The sequence below is a fragment of the Rhizobium sp. RU35A genome (genome assembly GCF_900156005.1).
Lineage (GTDB): Bacteria > Pseudomonadota > Alphaproteobacteria > Rhizobiales > Rhizobiaceae > Neorhizobium > Neorhizobium straminoryzae.
On record NZ_FTMR01000005.1, the window covers coordinates 164523 to 180915 of the forward strand.

At 63.2% G+C, this 16393-nt stretch carries 18 protein-coding genes; 15 read left to right on the plus strand and 3 right to left on the minus strand.

Annotated features, from left to right (window positions below; all coding sequences use genetic code 11):
- Positions 1-78 precede the first annotated feature (78 nt).
- Positions 79-960: an SDR family oxidoreductase gene (locus F3H95_RS13110; RefSeq protein WP_149746330.1), complete on the minus strand. Its 882-nt coding sequence runs from the start codon at positions 958-960 to the stop codon at positions 79-81.
- A gap of 183 nt (positions 961-1143) precedes the next feature.
- Here F3H95_RS13110 and F3H95_RS13115 point away from each other — a divergent pair, with 183 nt between their 5' ends.
- The gene (locus F3H95_RS13115; protein ID WP_244618015.1) at positions 1144-1506 is read left to right on the plus strand and encodes a helix-turn-helix domain-containing protein; all 363 of its coding nucleotides are present in this window, start codon (positions 1144-1146) and stop codon (positions 1504-1506) included.
- Between the two features lie 77 nt (positions 1507-1583).
- Here F3H95_RS13115 and F3H95_RS13120 read toward each other — a convergent pair whose 3' ends face one another.
- Both F3H95_RS13120 and F3H95_RS13125 read right to left on the minus strand, forming a co-directional pair.
- On the minus strand, positions 1584-1778 hold the full coding sequence (locus F3H95_RS13120) for a hypothetical protein (RefSeq protein WP_143126042.1): 195 nt from the start codon (positions 1776-1778) through the stop codon (positions 1584-1586).
- A gap of 265 nt (positions 1779-2043) precedes the next feature.
- On the minus strand, positions 2044-2526 hold the full coding sequence (locus F3H95_RS13125; protein ID WP_348530057.1) for a DUF4087 domain-containing protein: 483 nt from the start codon (positions 2524-2526) through the stop codon (positions 2044-2046).
- A 198-nt stretch (positions 2527-2724) separates the two neighbouring features.
- Between F3H95_RS13125 and F3H95_RS13130 the strand changes: the two genes are divergently transcribed.
- The 14 genes from F3H95_RS13130 to F3H95_RS13195 all read left to right on the plus strand — a co-directional run bounded on the left by F3H95_RS13130 (position 2725) and on the right by F3H95_RS13195 (position 16331).
- Positions 2725-3363 carry a TetR/AcrR family transcriptional regulator C-terminal domain-containing protein gene (locus F3H95_RS13130; protein WP_188134385.1) on the plus strand — a complete coding sequence of 213 codons (639 nt, stop codon included), beginning with the start codon at positions 2725-2727 and terminating at the stop codon, positions 3361-3363.
- Positions 3364-3403: 40 nt separating this feature from the next.
- A complete protein-coding gene (gene ilvC, locus F3H95_RS13135) occupies positions 3404-4423 on the plus strand; it encodes a ketol-acid reductoisomerase (protein ID WP_143126039.1) in 1020 nt (339 codons plus the stop codon).
- A gap of 523 nt (positions 4424-4946) precedes the next feature.
- The gene (locus F3H95_RS13140) at positions 4947-5729 is read left to right on the plus strand and encodes a hypothetical protein (protein WP_149746332.1); all 783 of its coding nucleotides are present in this window, start codon (positions 4947-4949) and stop codon (positions 5727-5729) included.
- A complete protein-coding gene (locus F3H95_RS13145) occupies positions 5632-5940 on the plus strand; it encodes an autotransporter domain-containing protein (protein WP_149746333.1) in 309 nt (102 codons plus the stop codon). The genes F3H95_RS13140 and F3H95_RS13145 overlap by 98 nt, the downstream gene beginning before the upstream one ends.
- A gap of 453 nt (positions 5941-6393) precedes the next feature.
- Entirely contained in the window at positions 6394-7125 is a 732-nt protein-coding gene (locus tag F3H95_RS13150; RefSeq protein WP_149746334.1) for a GntR family transcriptional regulator, read from the plus strand.
- Positions 7126-7144: 19 nt separating this feature from the next.
- Positions 7145-7930, plus strand: coding sequence for a transporter substrate-binding domain-containing protein (locus F3H95_RS13155; protein WP_149746335.1), 786 nt, complete (start codon positions 7145-7147; stop codon positions 7928-7930).
- A 73-nt stretch (positions 7931-8003) separates the two neighbouring features.
- Positions 8004-8675, plus strand: a complete 672-nt coding sequence (locus F3H95_RS13160) for an amino acid ABC transporter permease (protein WP_149746336.1) — start codon at positions 8004-8006, stop codon at positions 8673-8675.
- Positions 8672-9331 carry an amino acid ABC transporter permease gene (locus F3H95_RS13165; protein ID WP_143127635.1) on the plus strand — a complete coding sequence of 220 codons (660 nt, stop codon included), beginning with the start codon at positions 8672-8674 and terminating at the stop codon, positions 9329-9331. The genes F3H95_RS13160 and F3H95_RS13165 overlap by 4 nt, the downstream gene beginning before the upstream one ends.
- Positions 9309-10043, plus strand: a complete 735-nt coding sequence (locus F3H95_RS13170) for an amino acid ABC transporter ATP-binding protein (protein ID WP_143127634.1) — start codon at positions 9309-9311, stop codon at positions 10041-10043. Before F3H95_RS13165 ends, F3H95_RS13170 begins: the two co-directional genes overlap by 23 nt.
- 260 nt (positions 10044-10303) lie before the next feature.
- Positions 10304-11530, plus strand: coding sequence for a PLP-dependent aminotransferase family protein (locus F3H95_RS13175; protein WP_149746337.1), 1227 nt, complete (start codon positions 10304-10306; stop codon positions 11528-11530).
- Positions 11531-11668: 138 nt separating this feature from the next.
- Positions 11669-12496, plus strand: a complete 828-nt coding sequence (locus F3H95_RS13180; protein WP_149746338.1) for an SHOCT domain-containing protein — start codon at positions 11669-11671, stop codon at positions 12494-12496.
- Positions 12497-12631: 135 nt separating this feature from the next.
- On the plus strand, positions 12632-13612 hold the full coding sequence (locus F3H95_RS13185) for an ABC transporter substrate-binding protein (RefSeq protein ID WP_149746339.1): 981 nt from the start codon (positions 12632-12634) through the stop codon (positions 13610-13612).
- An 11-nt stretch (positions 13613-13623) separates the two neighbouring features.
- The gene (locus tag F3H95_RS13190) at positions 13624-15318 is read left to right on the plus strand and encodes an iron ABC transporter permease (RefSeq protein WP_149746340.1); all 1695 of its coding nucleotides are present in this window, start codon (positions 13624-13626) and stop codon (positions 15316-15318) included.
- Positions 15306-16331, plus strand: coding sequence for an ABC transporter ATP-binding protein (locus F3H95_RS13195; RefSeq protein ID WP_143127629.1), 1026 nt, complete (start codon positions 15306-15308; stop codon positions 16329-16331). Before F3H95_RS13190 ends, F3H95_RS13195 begins: the two co-directional genes overlap by 13 nt.
- Positions 16332-16393: the final 62 nt, after the last annotated feature.

Genomic DNA, 16393 nt, shown 5'->3' on the forward strand with positions numbered 1-16393 from the left:
AGACTTTGTCCGACATTTATTTGACTGAGTCAATCATTCGCCGACGGCATCAATCTGCCGTCGGCGAGCGGACCGTTTTCAGCCCAGTGCTGCCTTGTGTGCGGCGAAGAAGGCTGCAAGCGCCTGCGGCTTGCGGCCGGTCAGCGCTTCGAAATCAGCGGTGACGAGATCGAAGTTGCCGGCGCGGATATTGGCATCCGTCGAGACGAGCATGTTCACCACAAAATCCGGCAGTCCGGCACCGCGCATGCCGCCGGCCAGTTGTTCATCGGAAATCTGGACCACGGTCAGCGACTTGCCGGCTATTTCGGAAATCGCAGCTGCGATCTGTTCTGCCGTCAGCGCCTCTGCTCCCGTCAACGTCAGCGTCGTGCTGCCTGCCGGCGGGTTTGCCAGAGCGGCGGCTGCAGCGGCCGCGCAGTCGTCACGCGAGATGTTGGCGACCTTGCCGCCCGCCTGCGAGGTATACCATGTGCCCGCCTGCAGATTGTGCGGCATGCTCATGAAGTAGTTGTCGAGGTACCAGGAATTGCGAATGATCGTGTGGCGTATGCCGGTCGCCTTGATCGCCTCTTCGGTGCCGAGGTGATCCGGCGCAAAGCTGACAAGCGATTGGTCCGGGTTCGGCATCGAGGTGTAGAAGATGTGTTTCACGCCGGCGGCTGCGGCTGCCGCAACGGCTGCCTTGTGCTGCTGAAGGCGCTTGCCCGGATTGGCAAGGTCGTTGCCGGAAATGATGAGCAGGCGGTCAATGCCCGTAAAGGCTGCTTCCAGACCGGCGGGATCATCAAAATCCGCGGCGCGGGTTTCGACCCCCTGGGCTGCGACGTCCGAAAGCGCGTCCGGATTGCGGCTGGCGGCCACGATGTCGGCAGCGGCAATCTTGCCGTCCTTGAGAAGATGCGCGATCACGCCGCGGCCAAGCTGACCCGAGGCGCCTGTCACGAGAACTTTGGTCATCTGTTGTTCCTTCTGTCGCGGCCGGTCGCCGCGGTAAAGCTTGCTCTCTTTTTGAGAGTAGCGCTAGAATAGGAATTGACCGCATGCTGTAAAGAAGGCAGTTTCGCGGGAGATCGTTACCTGAAGGGAACCATCATGGACCAGCGGACGCCTGCCGATCTTTTGCCCGCCACGACCGAGTGCATGTCCGAGTGGAATGCGGACAACTGCCCGGTGCGGGATGTGATGAGCCATATTGCGGGCAAGTGGTCGACGCTCATTCTGCTGGCGCTTTCGGAGAGGCCCTATCGCTTTGGCGAATTGCGTCGCCTTGTTCCCGATATTTCACAGCGCATGCTCACCCAGACGCTGCGCGATCTGCAGCGGGATGGCTATGTGGCGCGCGTGGTGTTTCCGACCAAGCCGCCGAGCGTGGAATACAGCATGACGCCGCTTGGACGCTCGCTGTTTGCGCCTTTGTCCAGGGTCATGCGCTGGGCGACCGAAAATCATGAGGCTGTGCGGGCAGCGAGACTTGCCTTCGACCAGACCGAACTGGCCGGCTGATCCCCAGCCGGTTGAGAGAACAGGACGCGGGGAAGGGCATGACGGTGCCCGCCCCCGCATCTCCGTGACGTGAGAGTTCAGCCGGTGAACTTGTTGCGGTGATGCCACTTGAACGGTGCGGGAGCCGGGGCCTGCTTGGTCGCTTGCGGCTGGGTGGAGGTCTGCGTTGTCTGCGGATGGCTGTTGGCCGGTGCCTTCTTGGGAGCGGCGGCTTCAGCCAGTGTTGCGCCGGCCAGCATGGCGATCATCGAGGCGGCAATCAGGGTGCGCATGGGGTGTTTCCTCAGTTTCTGTGTTCTCGCGGAAGGCGATCTTCCTGCCCGGGAGACTTAGTCATGCGCATGTTGCATCGCAATCGGTATGAGTTGTCGTGTTTTTGCATTGCAGCAATGTGCTGGCCGCGTGCGTCTGTTTGTGACAATCGAAGTCGAAGCGTTTCAGGCGCTTGCGTTTTCCGTGTGTCAGGTCTGCGGGCGCGTTGACACGAATTGGCGCGTCTTCACACCTCGGTGATGCCGGATTGACTGGACAGATCCATCAAATGAAAGGGTGCAGGCTTGTCGTGGCGGTTTGGCGCGACGTGGCTGTAGGCTGATGGCCGTACGGATCGGTGATGGTGGAGTGGCTCACCATTGCCTCGGTGATGCGGCGCGATGCCGGTGCTTCAGTCGCCGGCGCGTGGAAGCGTCCGGTCATTGCGGCATTTCGCGATGGGCAGTTGCTGCACGCTGTTGATGCGGGTGATTCGCATCTCGGTCCGGTTCGTTTCAACATGCAGGCGCAGGCATAACCGTAATGGCCGTTGGTCTCGACGAACTCGCCGGCGGAGAGATCCGGCAGAGCGTCGATCCCCTCGGGCTCGGCGCGGTCGCCCTGCGTCAGGATGGTCCAGGAACCCTCCCGGTCGTCCAGCCAGAAATTGCCGGGTGTGGGATTCTGCACCCAGCCGCACCGCTTTTCCGCTGCGTCTGCCGGACCAGCAAGCAGCGTCGCCAGGACGAGACCCGCGGCGGCGGTCATGGTTGCCGATCTGCTGCGCATGGCGGTGTTCTGCCTCCCGGTGTGCTCACGGTTCTCTGCTTAGCGCCAATAGTGAAATCTTTCCAGATCCGTGGCAAAGCCCCTTGACGTTGTGACCCCGTCCTTTTAAACGAAAGGAACCGTACGGTACGGTACGCAACAGGGGAGGTTTTCGAGGTGTCCGCCGAGCTGTCAGAAATGCCGGAGTTTTCGCCGCGCCAGAACGCCGTTCTGGAACAGGCGCTCAAGCTTCTGGTGGATGGTGGTGAGAAGGCGCTGACGACCTCCGGTCTGGCCCGCGCGGCCAACTGCTCCAAGGAAAGTCTTTACAAGTGGTTCGGTGATCGCGACGGCCTGCTGGCGGCGATGATCGCCCATCAGGCGAGCAAGGTGCGCACCTTCGAGCGCAGTGCCGGGCGCCTGACTGCCGAGCTGCTGCGCGAGCATCTGGAAACCTTTGGCCGCGATCTGCTGGAAGTTCTTTCCGGCGAGGTGTCGCTGGCTCTCAACCGTCTGGCGATCGGCCAGGCGAGCCGCGAGGGCTCCAAGCTCGGTCGCCTGCTCATCGAGCATGGCCGTCGCCAGATCGATCGGCGTGCCATCGGCCTGATGGAGGCGGGGCGCCGCGCCGGCCTTTTGCGCTTCACCGATGCTGACAGCGCCTATCACACGCTTTACGGCCTCATTGTCTCCGATCTGCATGTGCGCATGCTGCTCGGCGAGCCGGGGCTGAAGGACAATCAACGCCAGGCGGCGAGGGCGGTCGACGCCTTCCTGCATCTGCACGGCGTTTCCCAGGATACCGGGGGCGCCCAGCGGGCGTCCGCGGGCAGGTAACTCAACCCTTATAACAACGCATAGGGAAGGACGAAGTCACATGCGCGTCTATTACGATCAGGATGCCGATCTCAACCTCATCAAGTCGAAGAACGTGGTCATCGTCGGCTACGGCTCCCAGGGCCGCGCGCATGCGCTGAACCTCAAGGATTCCGGCGCAGGCAACGTCGTCATCGCGCTGAAGGCCGGCTCGCCGACCATCAAGAAGGCCGAGGCCGATGGCTTCAAGGTCATGACCGTTGCCGAAGCTGCCGCCTGGGCCGACCTCCTGATGATGGCGACCCCGGACGAGCTGCAGGCCGACATCTACAAGGCCGACATCGCCCCGAACATCCGTGATGGCGCCGCGATTGCGTTTGCCCACGGCCTCAACGTTCACTTCGGCCTGATCGAGCCGAAGTCGACCGTCGACGTCGTCATGATCGCGCCGAAGGGTCCGGGCCATACGGTGCGCGGCGAATACCAGAAGGGCGGCGGCGTTCCGTGCCTCGTTGCCGTTCATCACAACGCGTCCGGCAACGCGCTTGAACTCGCGCTTTCCTACGCCTGCGGCGTCGGCGGCGGCCGTTCGGGCATCATCGAGACCAACTTCAAGGAAGAGTGCGAAACCGATCTCTTCGGCGAGCAGGTCGTTCTCTGCGGCGGTCTGGTCGAACTGATCCGCGCCGGTTTCGAAACGCTGGTCGAAGCCGGCTACGCGCCGGAAATGGCCTATTTCGAGTGCCTGCACGAAGTGAAGCTGATCGTGGACCTGATCTACGAAGGCGGCATCGCCAACATGAACTACTCGATCTCCAACACTGCCGAGTGGGGCGAATACGTCACCGGTCCGCGCATCATCACGGCTGAAACCAAGGCTGAGATGAAGCGCGTTCTGCACGACATCCAGACCGGCAAGTTCACCTCGGACTGGATGCAGGAATACCGTTCGGGTGCTGCCCGCTTCAAGGGCATCCGCCGCCTCAACGACAGCCACCAGATCGAGGAAGTCGGCACCAAGCTGCGCGCCATGATGCCCTGGATCGGCAAGAACAAGCTGGTCGACAAGGCCCGCAACTGATTGCTGTCATTGCGCCACCTCCATGCCTATCGGCATGAGGGGCGCAGCCTCTGCCACCTCTGGGCCGGATGCGAAAGCGTCCGGCCTTTGCGTTTCTGCATTGCCAGCTGCTTGGGCCGCGCTGTGTTGCGATGGGGCTTTCCGATATCCACTGCCCGTCCTCTGCAGTTTTTATTGCAATGCAATAGTCTCATCGCCACTAGCGTACTTTCTTCGATGATCGGTGTTGATCGGAAGTTTTGTTCGTGCCTCCCGGCCTGGTTTTGGGAGCGGGATGTTCAGGTCTGTCCTGTAAATGGGATTGATCGTGCAATTTGAGTTGCTGAAAAGTAACGCTGCCCGGAATTTCAGATTTGTGTCGGCGTTCGACTGCAATTCCCGCAAAGCGGTTGATCCGCCTTATAGGTGAGGTCACCCTTAATCATGATAAAGATTCGGGGTGGAAGCATGAGGGGGGATGTCAGGTTGCGGTGCCGAAGGACGTGGTTGCTTGGCCATACGGCCTTTGGCGGAATTGTCGGGGGTGACGGCTGTTCTGGGTTCGATGGTTGGCGCTGCGGATCCGGCCTTTGCCGGCTGTGCGGTGACGGGGGACGTCATCACCATCAAGTGCGGCAATGACGGTGTCTATGTTCAACCACAGCAGGGAGATGCGTTGCTCCGTGTCGACGGGCTGACGATTTCGGGCAGCGACAACAAGATCGATTTCTTCCCGTCCGATACCGATCCGGATGTCTTTGGCGCACTGACGCTCTCCGTCAGCAATACTACCATCAACACGCCGGACTATGGCGGCATCAACGTTGCGCCGAAGGTGCGGGTGGACAGCATCGACATTAGGCTGGATCCGACCGTGACCATCGTCAACAACGGCGGCTTCGGTGGATTGTGGGTGCGGGTCGAGCTGGGCGGCGACATTACCATCAACAGCGGGGCGGGCATCACCAGCACAGGCGGCAGCCCGGCGCTGACAGCCACAACGAATGACGGCAGCGTCTCCATCGTCAACACCGGCAACCTGTCCTCGGACAGCGATCGCGGCATCTATGCCGATGGCGGCCACGATTCCACGGGCGGCGAGTTGGTTTCCGTCACCAACAGCGGTGATGTAACGGCCTATGCGGAAGCGATCCGCATGATCCAGTATCACGGCGATATCCGCGCCGAGAATGCCGGGGACGTGACGTCGCAGACCCAATCGGCGATCTATGCCGCTTGGCCTGCGCCTTGCGTGGGATGTGCCGGTCTCAGGCCTGGAGAATGCCGCCGTGACGGCGCATGCGGGCTGGCGTCATGCCTTCGGTGATGACGCCACCGATCGCCGGATGGCCTTCCTCTCCGGTGGCGACGGTTTCACCGTTGCCGGCGTCAAGGCGGCGAAGGACGCCGTCGTGCTGGGGCTCGGCGTCTCGATGGCGCCAACGCAAAACAGCAGCCTGTCGATCGGTTATGATGGCCAATTCGGCGATGGCACGGCTGCCCATGGCATCAAGGCGGACTGGAAGCTGCGGTTCTAGGCACGTCCGGGCCAAAAGTGTGTCAGCGGTTTTGCGTCCGGACTGCGTGAAAACAAAGAGATCGAGCATTGCGGGTGATCCGGTTTTCACCGGACACTCTGGGGCATTTCCAGCGAATGTGAGACCGCGGTTTCGCGGCAATAGCATGCGCGCGGCCTTGTCGAGGTTGAGCCTGTATCCCGTTATCCGGGATTGGTGCCGCCGGATCCGGTCGGCTCCGGGGAGGCGGCGGGTCTTCTGGGCCACCTCGGCGATTGTCGATCGCACCAGACGCTTTTCAGGAGCGGATCGATGGCCGGGCGGTCTTCCTCCCGGCCTTTTTCGTCAGCGCCCTGCCTGATTTTTCGCAGCCTGTCGCCTGCTTGATCGGCATATGCGGCATTCCGCAATCATCAGACGGCCAGAGCCTTTGCCGTTTTCAGCTTTGGCATGCGGGTTGCTTTCCAGTCTTGTATGCAAGATTTGTCCACAGTCCCGCCGCAGCTCCAGTCCATCGACAAGGCTATTGTCGATGCCATTCTGTCGGCCCGCATTCAGCCCGGCGCCCGCCTCAGCGAAAACCAGCTGGCCGCCCTGTTTTCCGTCTCCCGTACCCGGGTGCGGGAAGCCATGATGCGGCTGGAGGCACGCTGTATCGTCACCGTCAGTCCCCGGCGCGGCTGGTTCGTGTCCGAACCCTCGGCCGAAGAGGCAAGGCATGTCTATGGCGCGCGCCGCATCATCGAGTCCGGTCTTTTGCGGAGCATGCCATGCCTGAAGGCTGAAGACCGGCAAGCGTTGCACCGGCATCTCGAGGATGAGAGGCAGGCCATTGCCGCAGCCGATCGGCAGCGGCTGACCTGTCTGATGGGCGATTTCCATATTCGCCTCGCTGAAATTGCCGGCAATCCGGTGCTGACCGAGGTGCTCCGGGACCTGACCGCCCGCACCATCCTGATTTCCCTGATGTATCAGTCGGTGGTTCACGCCCTGCAGTCACATGACGGACACTGCGCCATCGTGGCGGCGCTGGAGGCGAACGATCCCGAAGCGGCCGCAGCCCTCGCCATTCGCCATCTCGATGAGGTGGAGGAGGGGCTGGATCTCACGCGTCGGCCGGACCCGCTCGCCGACCTGCGCCGCAGTCTGCAGCCCGATACCGAGGCGCCCTCCGCCTCTCCCATACTCAAGATCATCAACCGATAGCCCCAGAAGGAGACCCCTGATGCTGACCAGAAGACTGTTTGTTGCCGCCACCGTTCTTGCTGCCTCGCTCGGCTTTGCCGGTGCCTCGCATGCCGATGCCCTGTCCGACATTACCGCCCGTGGCACGCTGCGCGTCGCCGTTCCCCAGGATTTTCCGCCCTTCGGCAGCGTCGGCACCGACATGGCGCCGCAGGGCTATGATATCGATACCGCCAAGCTGATCGCCGAGAAGCTGGGTGTGAAGGTGGAACTGGTGCCGGTCACCAGCGCCAACCGCATTCCCTATCTGCAGACCGGCAAGGCTGATCTGGTGATCTCCAGCCTCGGCAAGAACCCGGACCGCGAGAAGGTCATCGATTTCTCCGTGGCCTATGCGCCCTTCTTCAACGGTGTCTTTGCGCCTGCCAGCGTCAAGGTCAGCAAGCCGGAAGAGCTGTCGGGCAAGACGGTCGGTGTCACGCGCGGCGCCATCGAGGATCTGGAACTGACGAAGGTTGCGCCGGCTGACGCGACGATCAAGCGCTACGAGGACAATAACGGCACGATCTCCGCCTTCCTCTCCGGTCAGGTCGAGGTGGTGGCCACCGGCAACGTGGTGGCAGCCGCCATTCTTGCCAAGAACCCGCCGCAGCGTCCGGAACTGAAGTTCCTCATCAAGAACTCGCCCTGCTTCATCGGCCTCAACAAGAACGAGCCGGCCCTGCTGGAAAAGGTGAACGCCATCATCGGTGCCGCCAAGAAGGACGGTTCGCTGAACAAGATCGCCCAGAAGTGGCTTGGCCAGGACATCCCGGCAGATCTGTAAGCCGCATTTCCCACGCGGGGCGGGGGCTTTGCCTTCGCCTCGCATCCTTCGGCTGCTCATCGGGAGAAACCCCGTGAAGTATCATCTGGATTTCAGCTGGCTGCCGCAATATGCGCCGGATATCCTCAAGGGGGTGATGATCACCCTCGAACTCATTGCCGTCGGTGGGGTGCTCGGCATTCTGCTTGGCATTTTCTGCGCCTGGGCGCGCGCGCTCGGGCCGCGCTGGCTGAAGGCGCCGGTCGGACTTTATGTCGAGCTGATCCGCAACACGCCCTTCCTGATCCAGCTGTTCTTCATCTTCTTCGGCCTGCCGTCGATTGGCGTGCAGATGGGGGAACTGACGGCCGCCAATCTCGCGATGGTCGTCAATCTTGGCGCCTATGGCTGCGAGATCATCCGCGCCGGCATCCAGGCAACGCCGAAGGGCCAGTTCGAAGCCGGGCGCAGCCTTGCCATGTCGCCGGTGGAAACCTTCCGCCATGTGGTGCTGGTACCCTCGCTGCAGAGAATCTGGCCGGCCCTGTCCTCGCAGGTGGTCATCGTGATGCTCGGCTCTTCCGTCGTCTCGCAGATCGCCGCACAGGACCTTACCTTCGCCGCCAACTTCATCCAGTCGCGCACCTTCCGCGCCTTCGAGGCCTATATCGTCTCCACGGTCATCTATCTGGTGCTGGCCGTCCTCGTACGCCAGGTCATGGCCCTTGTCGGCCGGGCACTCTTTCCGCGGAGGACGGCGGCATGATCGAATTCACCACCTGGGATATTCTGCGCAACCTGCTGCTGGCCGCCCGCTGGACGGTGCTGCTGTCGCTCGTCTCCTTCATTGGCGGCGGCCTGCTCGGCCTTGCGCTGCTGTTCGCACGCATCAGCCCGCGGCGCTGGCTGTCGAAAGCCATCGGCTATTACATCGAGCTGTTTCAGGGCACGCCGCTGCTGATGCAGATGTTTCTCGCCTTCTTCGGTCTCGGCCTGTTCGGCGTTGACGTGCCGGCCTGGCTTGCCGCCGGCATGGCGCTGATCCTGTGGTCGGCGGCCTTCCTCACGGAAATCTGGCGTGGCTGTGTGGAATCCATCGCCCGCGGCCAGTGGGAGGCCTCGGCCAGTCTTGGCATGGGACGCCTCCAGCAGATGCGTTACGTGATCCTGCCGCAGGCGCTGAAGATTGCCATCCCCCCCACCGTGGGCTTCTCGGTACAGGTCGTCAAGGGAACGGCGCTCACCTCCATCATCGGTTTCGTCGAGCTTTCCAAGGCCGGAACCGTTGTCACCAATGCCACCTTCCAGCCCTTCACCGTTTATGGCTTCGTGGCCCTCATCTATTTCGCGCTCTGCTGGCCCTTGTCCAAGAGCAGCCAGATCCTCGAAAGGAAGCTCAATGTCGCTCATCGAAATCACTGAGGTTCGCAAGAGCTTTGGCGCCAACGAGGTGCTGAAGGGCATCAATCTCGATGTGCAGCCGGGCGAGGTGATCGCCATCATCGGCAAGAGCGGTTCCGGCAAGTCGACGCTTCTGCGCTGCATCAACGGGCTGGAAACGATCAGCGGCGGCTCCATCTCCGTTGCCGGCGCCCAGCTCGCGGACGACGAGGTGCATCTGAAGGCGCTGCGCCTGAAGGTCGGCATGATCTTCCAGCAGTTCAACCTGTTTCCGCACCTGACGGCCGGCGGCAATGTGATGCTGTCGCAGATGGTGGTGAAGAAGACGGGCAAGGCCGAAGCCGAGGTCATGGCCCGCAAGATGCTCGACCGCGTCGGCCTCGGCCACAAGTTCGATGCCTATCCCGACCAGCTGTCTGGCGGCCAGCAGCAGCGCGTGGCGATTGCGCGCGCGCTTGCCATGCAGCCGATCGCGCTGCTCTGCGACGAGATCACCTCGGCGCTCGATCCAGAACTCGTGTCGGAAGTGCTGGCCGTCGTGCGCGAACTGGCGGCGGAGGGCATGACGCTGCTGATGGTGACCCACGAGATGAAGTTCGCGCGCGATGTCTGCTCGCGCGTCGTCTTCATGCATCAGGGGCGCGTGCACGAGATCGGGCCGCCGGAGGACGTGTTTGCCCATCCGCAGACGCCGGAACTGCGCCAGTTCCTCGGCATGACCGGTCACGCCTGAACCGCTTTCGAGAATCACTATTGTCACGACAAGGGCGGCGGACCGGTTCCGCCGCCCTTGTCGTGCTGCTTTCCGGTGTCAGGCGATTCTGTTAGGAAAGCGTGCCCGCTGTTCATGCAGCCATCCGGGAGGAGCCGGAGGAGGTCGCCATCCGTCAAAAACATGCCGGGGAGGGGATCTTTTCGATAGGTCAGTATTGCTGACCTGTTGGAATTTGTGTAAAGCAGATGGCAGAAGAATTGAAATATGAGGAAACATCGGTGCTCGATTGGGATCATATCTTTGCGACGCGTTCGTCCAGGATGCGCGCTTCCGAAATTCGCGAACTGCTGAAGCTTCTGGAACGGCCGGACATCATCTCCTTTGCCGGCGGCATTCCCGATCCGGCGCTGTTTCCGGATGCGGCCTTCAAGGATGCCTATGCGGAAATCTTCTCCAGCCCGCAGGTGAACGCCGCGCTGCAATATTCGGTCAGCGAAGGCTACAAGCCGCTGCGCGAATGGCTGGTCGGCGAAATGGAAAAGATCGGCATTCCCTGCAGCGTCGATAACGTGTTCATCACCTCCGGTTCGCAGCAGGCCCTGGATTATCTCGGCAAGCTGTTCCTGTCGCCGAAGGATACCGCCCTCGTCACCTGGCCGACCTATCTCGGCGCCTTGCAGGCCTTCAATGCCTATGAGCCGAACTACGACCAGCTGACGCCGAACGGCAACCGTACGCCGGACGCCTATCGCGACACGGCGGCGAAGAATGGCGGCGCGGTGAAGTTTGCCTATCTCTCGGCCGATTTCGCCAATCCGACCGGCGAGACGGTGGATCGCCAGGGCCGCGAGAAGGTGCTGGATCTGGCCGACGAACTCGACATCGCCGTCATCGAGGATGCGGCCTACCAGTCGCTGCGCTACGATGGCGAGCCGATCGCGCCGCTGCTGGCGATCGAGATTGCCCGCAAGGGCGGCATCGAGAACACCCGCACCATCTATTCCGGCAGCTTCTCGAAGACGCTGGCGCCCGGCCTGCGCGTCGGCTTCGTCGTCGCCAACATGTCGGTCATCCGCAAGCTGGTGCTGATGAAGCAGGCGGCCGACCTGCATTCCTCGACGATCAACCAGATCGCCATCGCAACGGTTGCCGAGCGGATTTTCGATGCGCAGGTGGCGAAGATCAAGGCCGCCTACAGCGCGCGCCGCGATGCGATGCTGGCGGCTCTTGCGAAGTACATGCCGGCCAGCGCCAGCTGGACGAAGCCGGAAGGCGGCATGTTCATCTGGGTCACGCTGCCGGCGGGGCTGGATGGGGCGGAGCTGCTGGCCCGCTCGATCGAAACGGAAAAGGTGGCCTTCGTGCCCGGCCAGGCTTTCTTTGCCGATCGCTCCGGTGCCAACACGCTTCGCCTCTCCTTCTCCTGCGCCAACGAGGCGATGATCGAGGAAGGCATCCAGCGTCTCGGCCGCCTGATCCGCAACGCGGAAGCCAAGGCCGCCTGAGGTCTGCCGCGGGCCTTTGCCGCGTCCGATCGCGTTTCGTCGCGAATCCCTTCGCTTTCCCGGCGGCGCTGTGCCATGACAGGGCATGCCGCCGCCGGGTGCCGTCGCATCCGGTTGAGACGGCAGAAGGACGAGCGGATGCAGGGCCTTTCCGAAGACACACGCCGCGTACTCATCGATATCGCCCGTCAATACGGGGTCAGCGAGGACGCGGCCCTTGCCATGCTGTTGGCGGTGCAGCGCGGGCAGGGCACCATGGCGCAGTTCAACATCGGCGAACTCGGCGGCAGCGGCCAATGGATGCTGGGCGGCATGACCATGGTTGGCGACATGTTCAATTATGGGCTGAAGAACACGGTGGACGGGCTCTGCAACGCCCTGTCGCAGGCCTTGTCGTCGGGGCGCATCCACCTGCCGAGCGCCGGCGGTGCTGCCTCGGCCTGGTGGCCGCAGTGGCTGGGCTCTCCCTCCAGCACCGGCGCGCAGAATGACAGCGCCTATGCGGTGTTTCCGAACCATCGCCGCCTCGCGATCAAGGACGGTGCGGGCGTACATCTTTACGACACCGGCGACCATTTTATCTCGGGCGTCGGACAGCAGCAGGGCTCCAATACCGGCCTGACCTTTTCCAGCCAATACGGTTCATTTTCCGTCAGCAGCCTGCGGCGCGTCGATGAGGCAGCGCCCGCCACCGCACCGGACAGCAATGCCGGCGCCTCTGCCGATCCGGCTTTCCCGGTTCCGGTGCCTGCGGCATCCGTACAGGACGTGGCCGAGCCTCGTCCCGCCGAGCCCTCGGTGATCCCGCCGGTTCCGCCGATGGTCAAGCCCGAGGTCGTTGCGGCGCCGGCGGACGGTGCGGCCATCCTGGCGCTGATCGAAAAGCTTGCCGCGCTGCGCGAAGCCGGCATTTTGACCGAAGCCGAATTCACCGCCAAGAAAACCGAGCTTCTCTCCCGTCTCTGACGGGGGCTGCGGGGGAGAGGCCGAGATGGTGCGGCGCCCGCCGGTTGCCATTCCTGCCTCTGCCAGTCGACTTTGTCACATCTCTGTTAGACGGCCATGGTTAAGCGGGGGCAACCGAGACAAGGAGACTGCCCCATGAAGACGCTTCTTTCCGCTTTTACCGCTCTCGTCGCCTTTGGCGCACTGACCGCGTCGGCGCATACCGCCGATCTCGTGCTTTATACCAGCCAGCCCAACGAGGATGCGCAGGCCACCGTCGATGGCTTCAAGGCTGCCAATCCGGGCATCACGGTGGAGTGGGTGCGGGATGGAACGACCAAGATCATGGCCAAGCTGATGGCCGAGATCGAGGCCGGCAATCCGGTGGCTGACGTGCTCCTGATCTCCGACACGGTGACGCTCGAGCGCCTGAAGCAGGACAAGCGCCTGCTGGCCTACCAGTCTCCCGAGGCCAAGGCCTATGACGGCTCGCTCTATGATGCGGACGGCTACTACTATTCCACCAAGCTGATCACCACCGGCATCATGTACAACACGCAGGCCTCCATGAAGCCTACGAGCTGGAAGGATCTGGTGAAGCCGGAAGCCAAGGGTCTCGTGACCATGCCGAGCCCGCTCACCTCCGGCGCTGCGCTGATCCATGCCCAGACGCTGACCGGCGATGCCAGCCTCGGCTGGGATTACTACCGCGCGCTGAAGGCCAATGGAGCGACGGCCTCCGGCGGCAACGGTGCCGTGCTGAAGTCGGTTGCCACCGGCGAGAAGGCCTATGGCGTCGTTGTCGATTACATGCCGATCCGCGAAAAGGCCAAGGGCGCGCCGGTGGAATTCGTCTTCCCGGCCGAAGGCGTTTCCGCCGTCACCGAGCCGGTTGCCATCATGGGCGGCACCAAGCATGCCGACGCCGCCAAGAAGTTTGTCGATTACGTGCTGTCGGCCAAGGGGCAGGAAGGCTTCCTGAAGCTCGGCTATATCCCGGCCCGCAACGGCATGCCGGTTCCGGCCGGTTTTCCGGCCCGCGAAACGATCAAGCTGATGCCGCTCAATGCCTCCGAGGCGCTGAAGAACACCGACAAGGATCTGAAGACCTTCTCCGAGATCTTCGGCAGCAACTGACCGGCGCTCTGATGCCTCGCCACGCTTTCGGGGGAAGCAGCCAGCCACGCTGGCTGTTTCCCTTTATCCTTGTTTCCCTGTTCCTGTTGAGCGTGCTGCCGCTGGGGAGGCTTGCCGTGACCGGCATCCTGTCGCTCATCCGTGGCGGCGGTGACGGGCTTCTCTCTGATCCTGCGCTGTGGACGGCGCTGTGGAACACGCTGACCACCTCGTTTTTCGGCATGCTGGTCTCGGTCCTGCTCGGCGGTGTGTTTGCCATTCTGCTGACCCTGTTCGATATTCGCGGCCGCGGAATTCTCGGCTTCCTCTTCATGCTGCCGATGATGATCCCGCCGCAGGTGACGGCGCTTTCCTGGATCGGCCTCACGGGCCCCTCCAGCACGCTGCTCAAGGCCGTCGGCATGGCGCCGCCGCTCGGCAGTCCGCAGCCGCTCTATTCGCTGGGCGGGCTTGCCCTGCTGCTCGGCGTGCAGAATGCGCCGCTCGTCTATCTGTCGCTGCGCGCCGGCCTTCTGGCGCTGCCGCGCGATGGCATCGAGGCGGCGCGCCTTTCCGGCGCCTCGGCGCTGCAGGTGATGCGGGACATCATCCTGCCGCTGACGCTGCCGGGCTTTGCCGCAGGCGCCGCCATGGCCTTTGTCTCGAATGTCGGCAATTTCGGCATTCCGGCGATCCTCGGCATTCCGGCCTCGATCTATACGCTGACGACGCTGATCTATGCGAAATTCGCAAGCTTCGGCGCCAATACCTTTGGCGACATCTCGCTGTTGTCCGGCCTCATCGCGCTGCTGTCGATTGCCGGCCTTCTGGTCGAGGAGAGAGTGCTGAGCGGCCGCGATTACCGCATCATCGGTCTTTCCGGCCGTACCGCCGTCTTCCAGCTGAAGGCCTGGCGCGTGGCGAGCGAAATCCTGCTCTGGCTGGTGCTGATGGCGATCCTCGTTATGCCCTTTGCCGCCCTCGTCGCCAGTTCGCTGGCGCCCGCCTATGGCGTGCCCTTGACGCTGAAGACCGCCACCACCCTTGCCTACCAGGAGGTGATCCTGCGGCAGGCGGTAACGCGAACGGCCTTTGCCAATTCCATCGGCCTGTCGCTTGCCACCGCCTTCGGGCTGCTGCTGATCACGGTGCTGATGGGCTATATGGTGGCGCGCAGCCGGCGGCGGCTGGCGGCGGTGATCAGCGCGCTTGCCGATATTCCCTATGCGCTGCCGGGCATCGTGCTGGCGGTGGCCTGCATCCTGCTGTTTGCGGCACCGCTGCCGCTGATCGGCGTATCGATCTACGGCACGCTCTGGATCCTGCTGTTTGCCTATCTCTCCAGCTTCCTTGCGGTGAGCCTCCGGCCGATCGCCAGCGCCTTTCGCCAGCTCGACCCCTCGCTGGAGGAGGCGGCGCGGCTGGCGGGCGCGGGCTTCGGGCGGCGCATGCGCGATATTCTCGGCCCGCTCGTCGCACCGGCCGCCGGGGCGGCGGTCATTCTCGTCTTCCTGATCGCCTGCAACGAGCTGACGGTTTCGGCGCTTCTCTGGTCCGCCGGCACGCAGACGCTCGGCGTTGCGATCTACAATCTCGATGACAGCGGCAGCTTCAACCTCGCCTCGGCGCTTTCCGTGCTGGTGGTGGCGATGGTGGTGGTCATGATGGTTCTTCTCGAACTGATGGCGAACCGGCTGCCCAAAGGAGTGGTGCCGTGGCGCAGCTGATCCTCAACCATGTGTCCAAGGATTTCGGTACAGGCAAGCCGGCTGTCACGGGGGTTTCTCTCAACATTCGCGAAGGCGGCTTCCTGGCCCTGCTCGGCCCCTCCGGCTGCGGCAAGACCACGGTTCTGCGGATGATTGCCGGCTTCGAACAGCCGAGCGATGGCGAGATCTTTCTCGGCGAGTGGCGTCTTGCGGATGTCAATGCCATGGTGCCGCCGGAAAAGCGCAACATGGCGATGGTCTTCCAGTCCTATGCGCTGTGGCCGCACATGTCGGTGGCCGAAAATGTCGGCTATCCGCTGAAGGTGCGCGGCGTGGGGCGCGCGGCGCGCGACCGCAAGATCCGCGAGGCGCTGGAAGCCGTGCGGCTGGAAGCCTATGCGGACCGCCGTCCCGCCGATCTTTCCGGCGGCCAGCGCCAGCGCGTGGCGCTTGCCCGCTGCCTGGTCACCGATCCCGACGTGGTGCTGCTCGACGAGCCGCTTGCCAATCTCGACCGGCATCTGCGCCAGGAGATGGAGGAAACCTTCCGCGAGTTCCACGCCCGCTCCGGCGCCAGCATGATCTATGTGACGCATGACCAGGCGGAAGCCATGGCGCTGGCAACCGACGTCGCCGTCATGGCCGAGGGACGTCTGCTGCAGCTGGCGTCGCCGCAGGAGATCTATGCCCGACCGGAGGGACGTCTGGTAGGCGGTCTGATCGGGCAGGGCGCCATCCTGCATCTCGCCTGGCCGGTCGGCGCCGATCGCGCGCTGGAATGGCCAGCCCTGCAGGCCTGCTTCGGGCCGAAGCCCGGCGCCCATCTGGCCGATGTTCTGGTGCGTCCGCAGGATGTGGTGATCTCGGATGAGGGCCTCGACGTGGTGGTGGAGACTGCGGTGTTCGAGGGGGAGCGCCATGCGCTGCGCCTGAGGCTCCCCGATGGCCAGACACTGCGCGCCTTCAGCCGGCGTCCCGTGACGGTCGGCGAGCGCATCCGCGTCGTCATCCGCTCCGCTTGGCGGTTGTAAGCGCGGGAGAGGGCGCTATTGTCCCTTCCTCATTCCCAGAGACGCAGAGAGTGCAGGTCTGC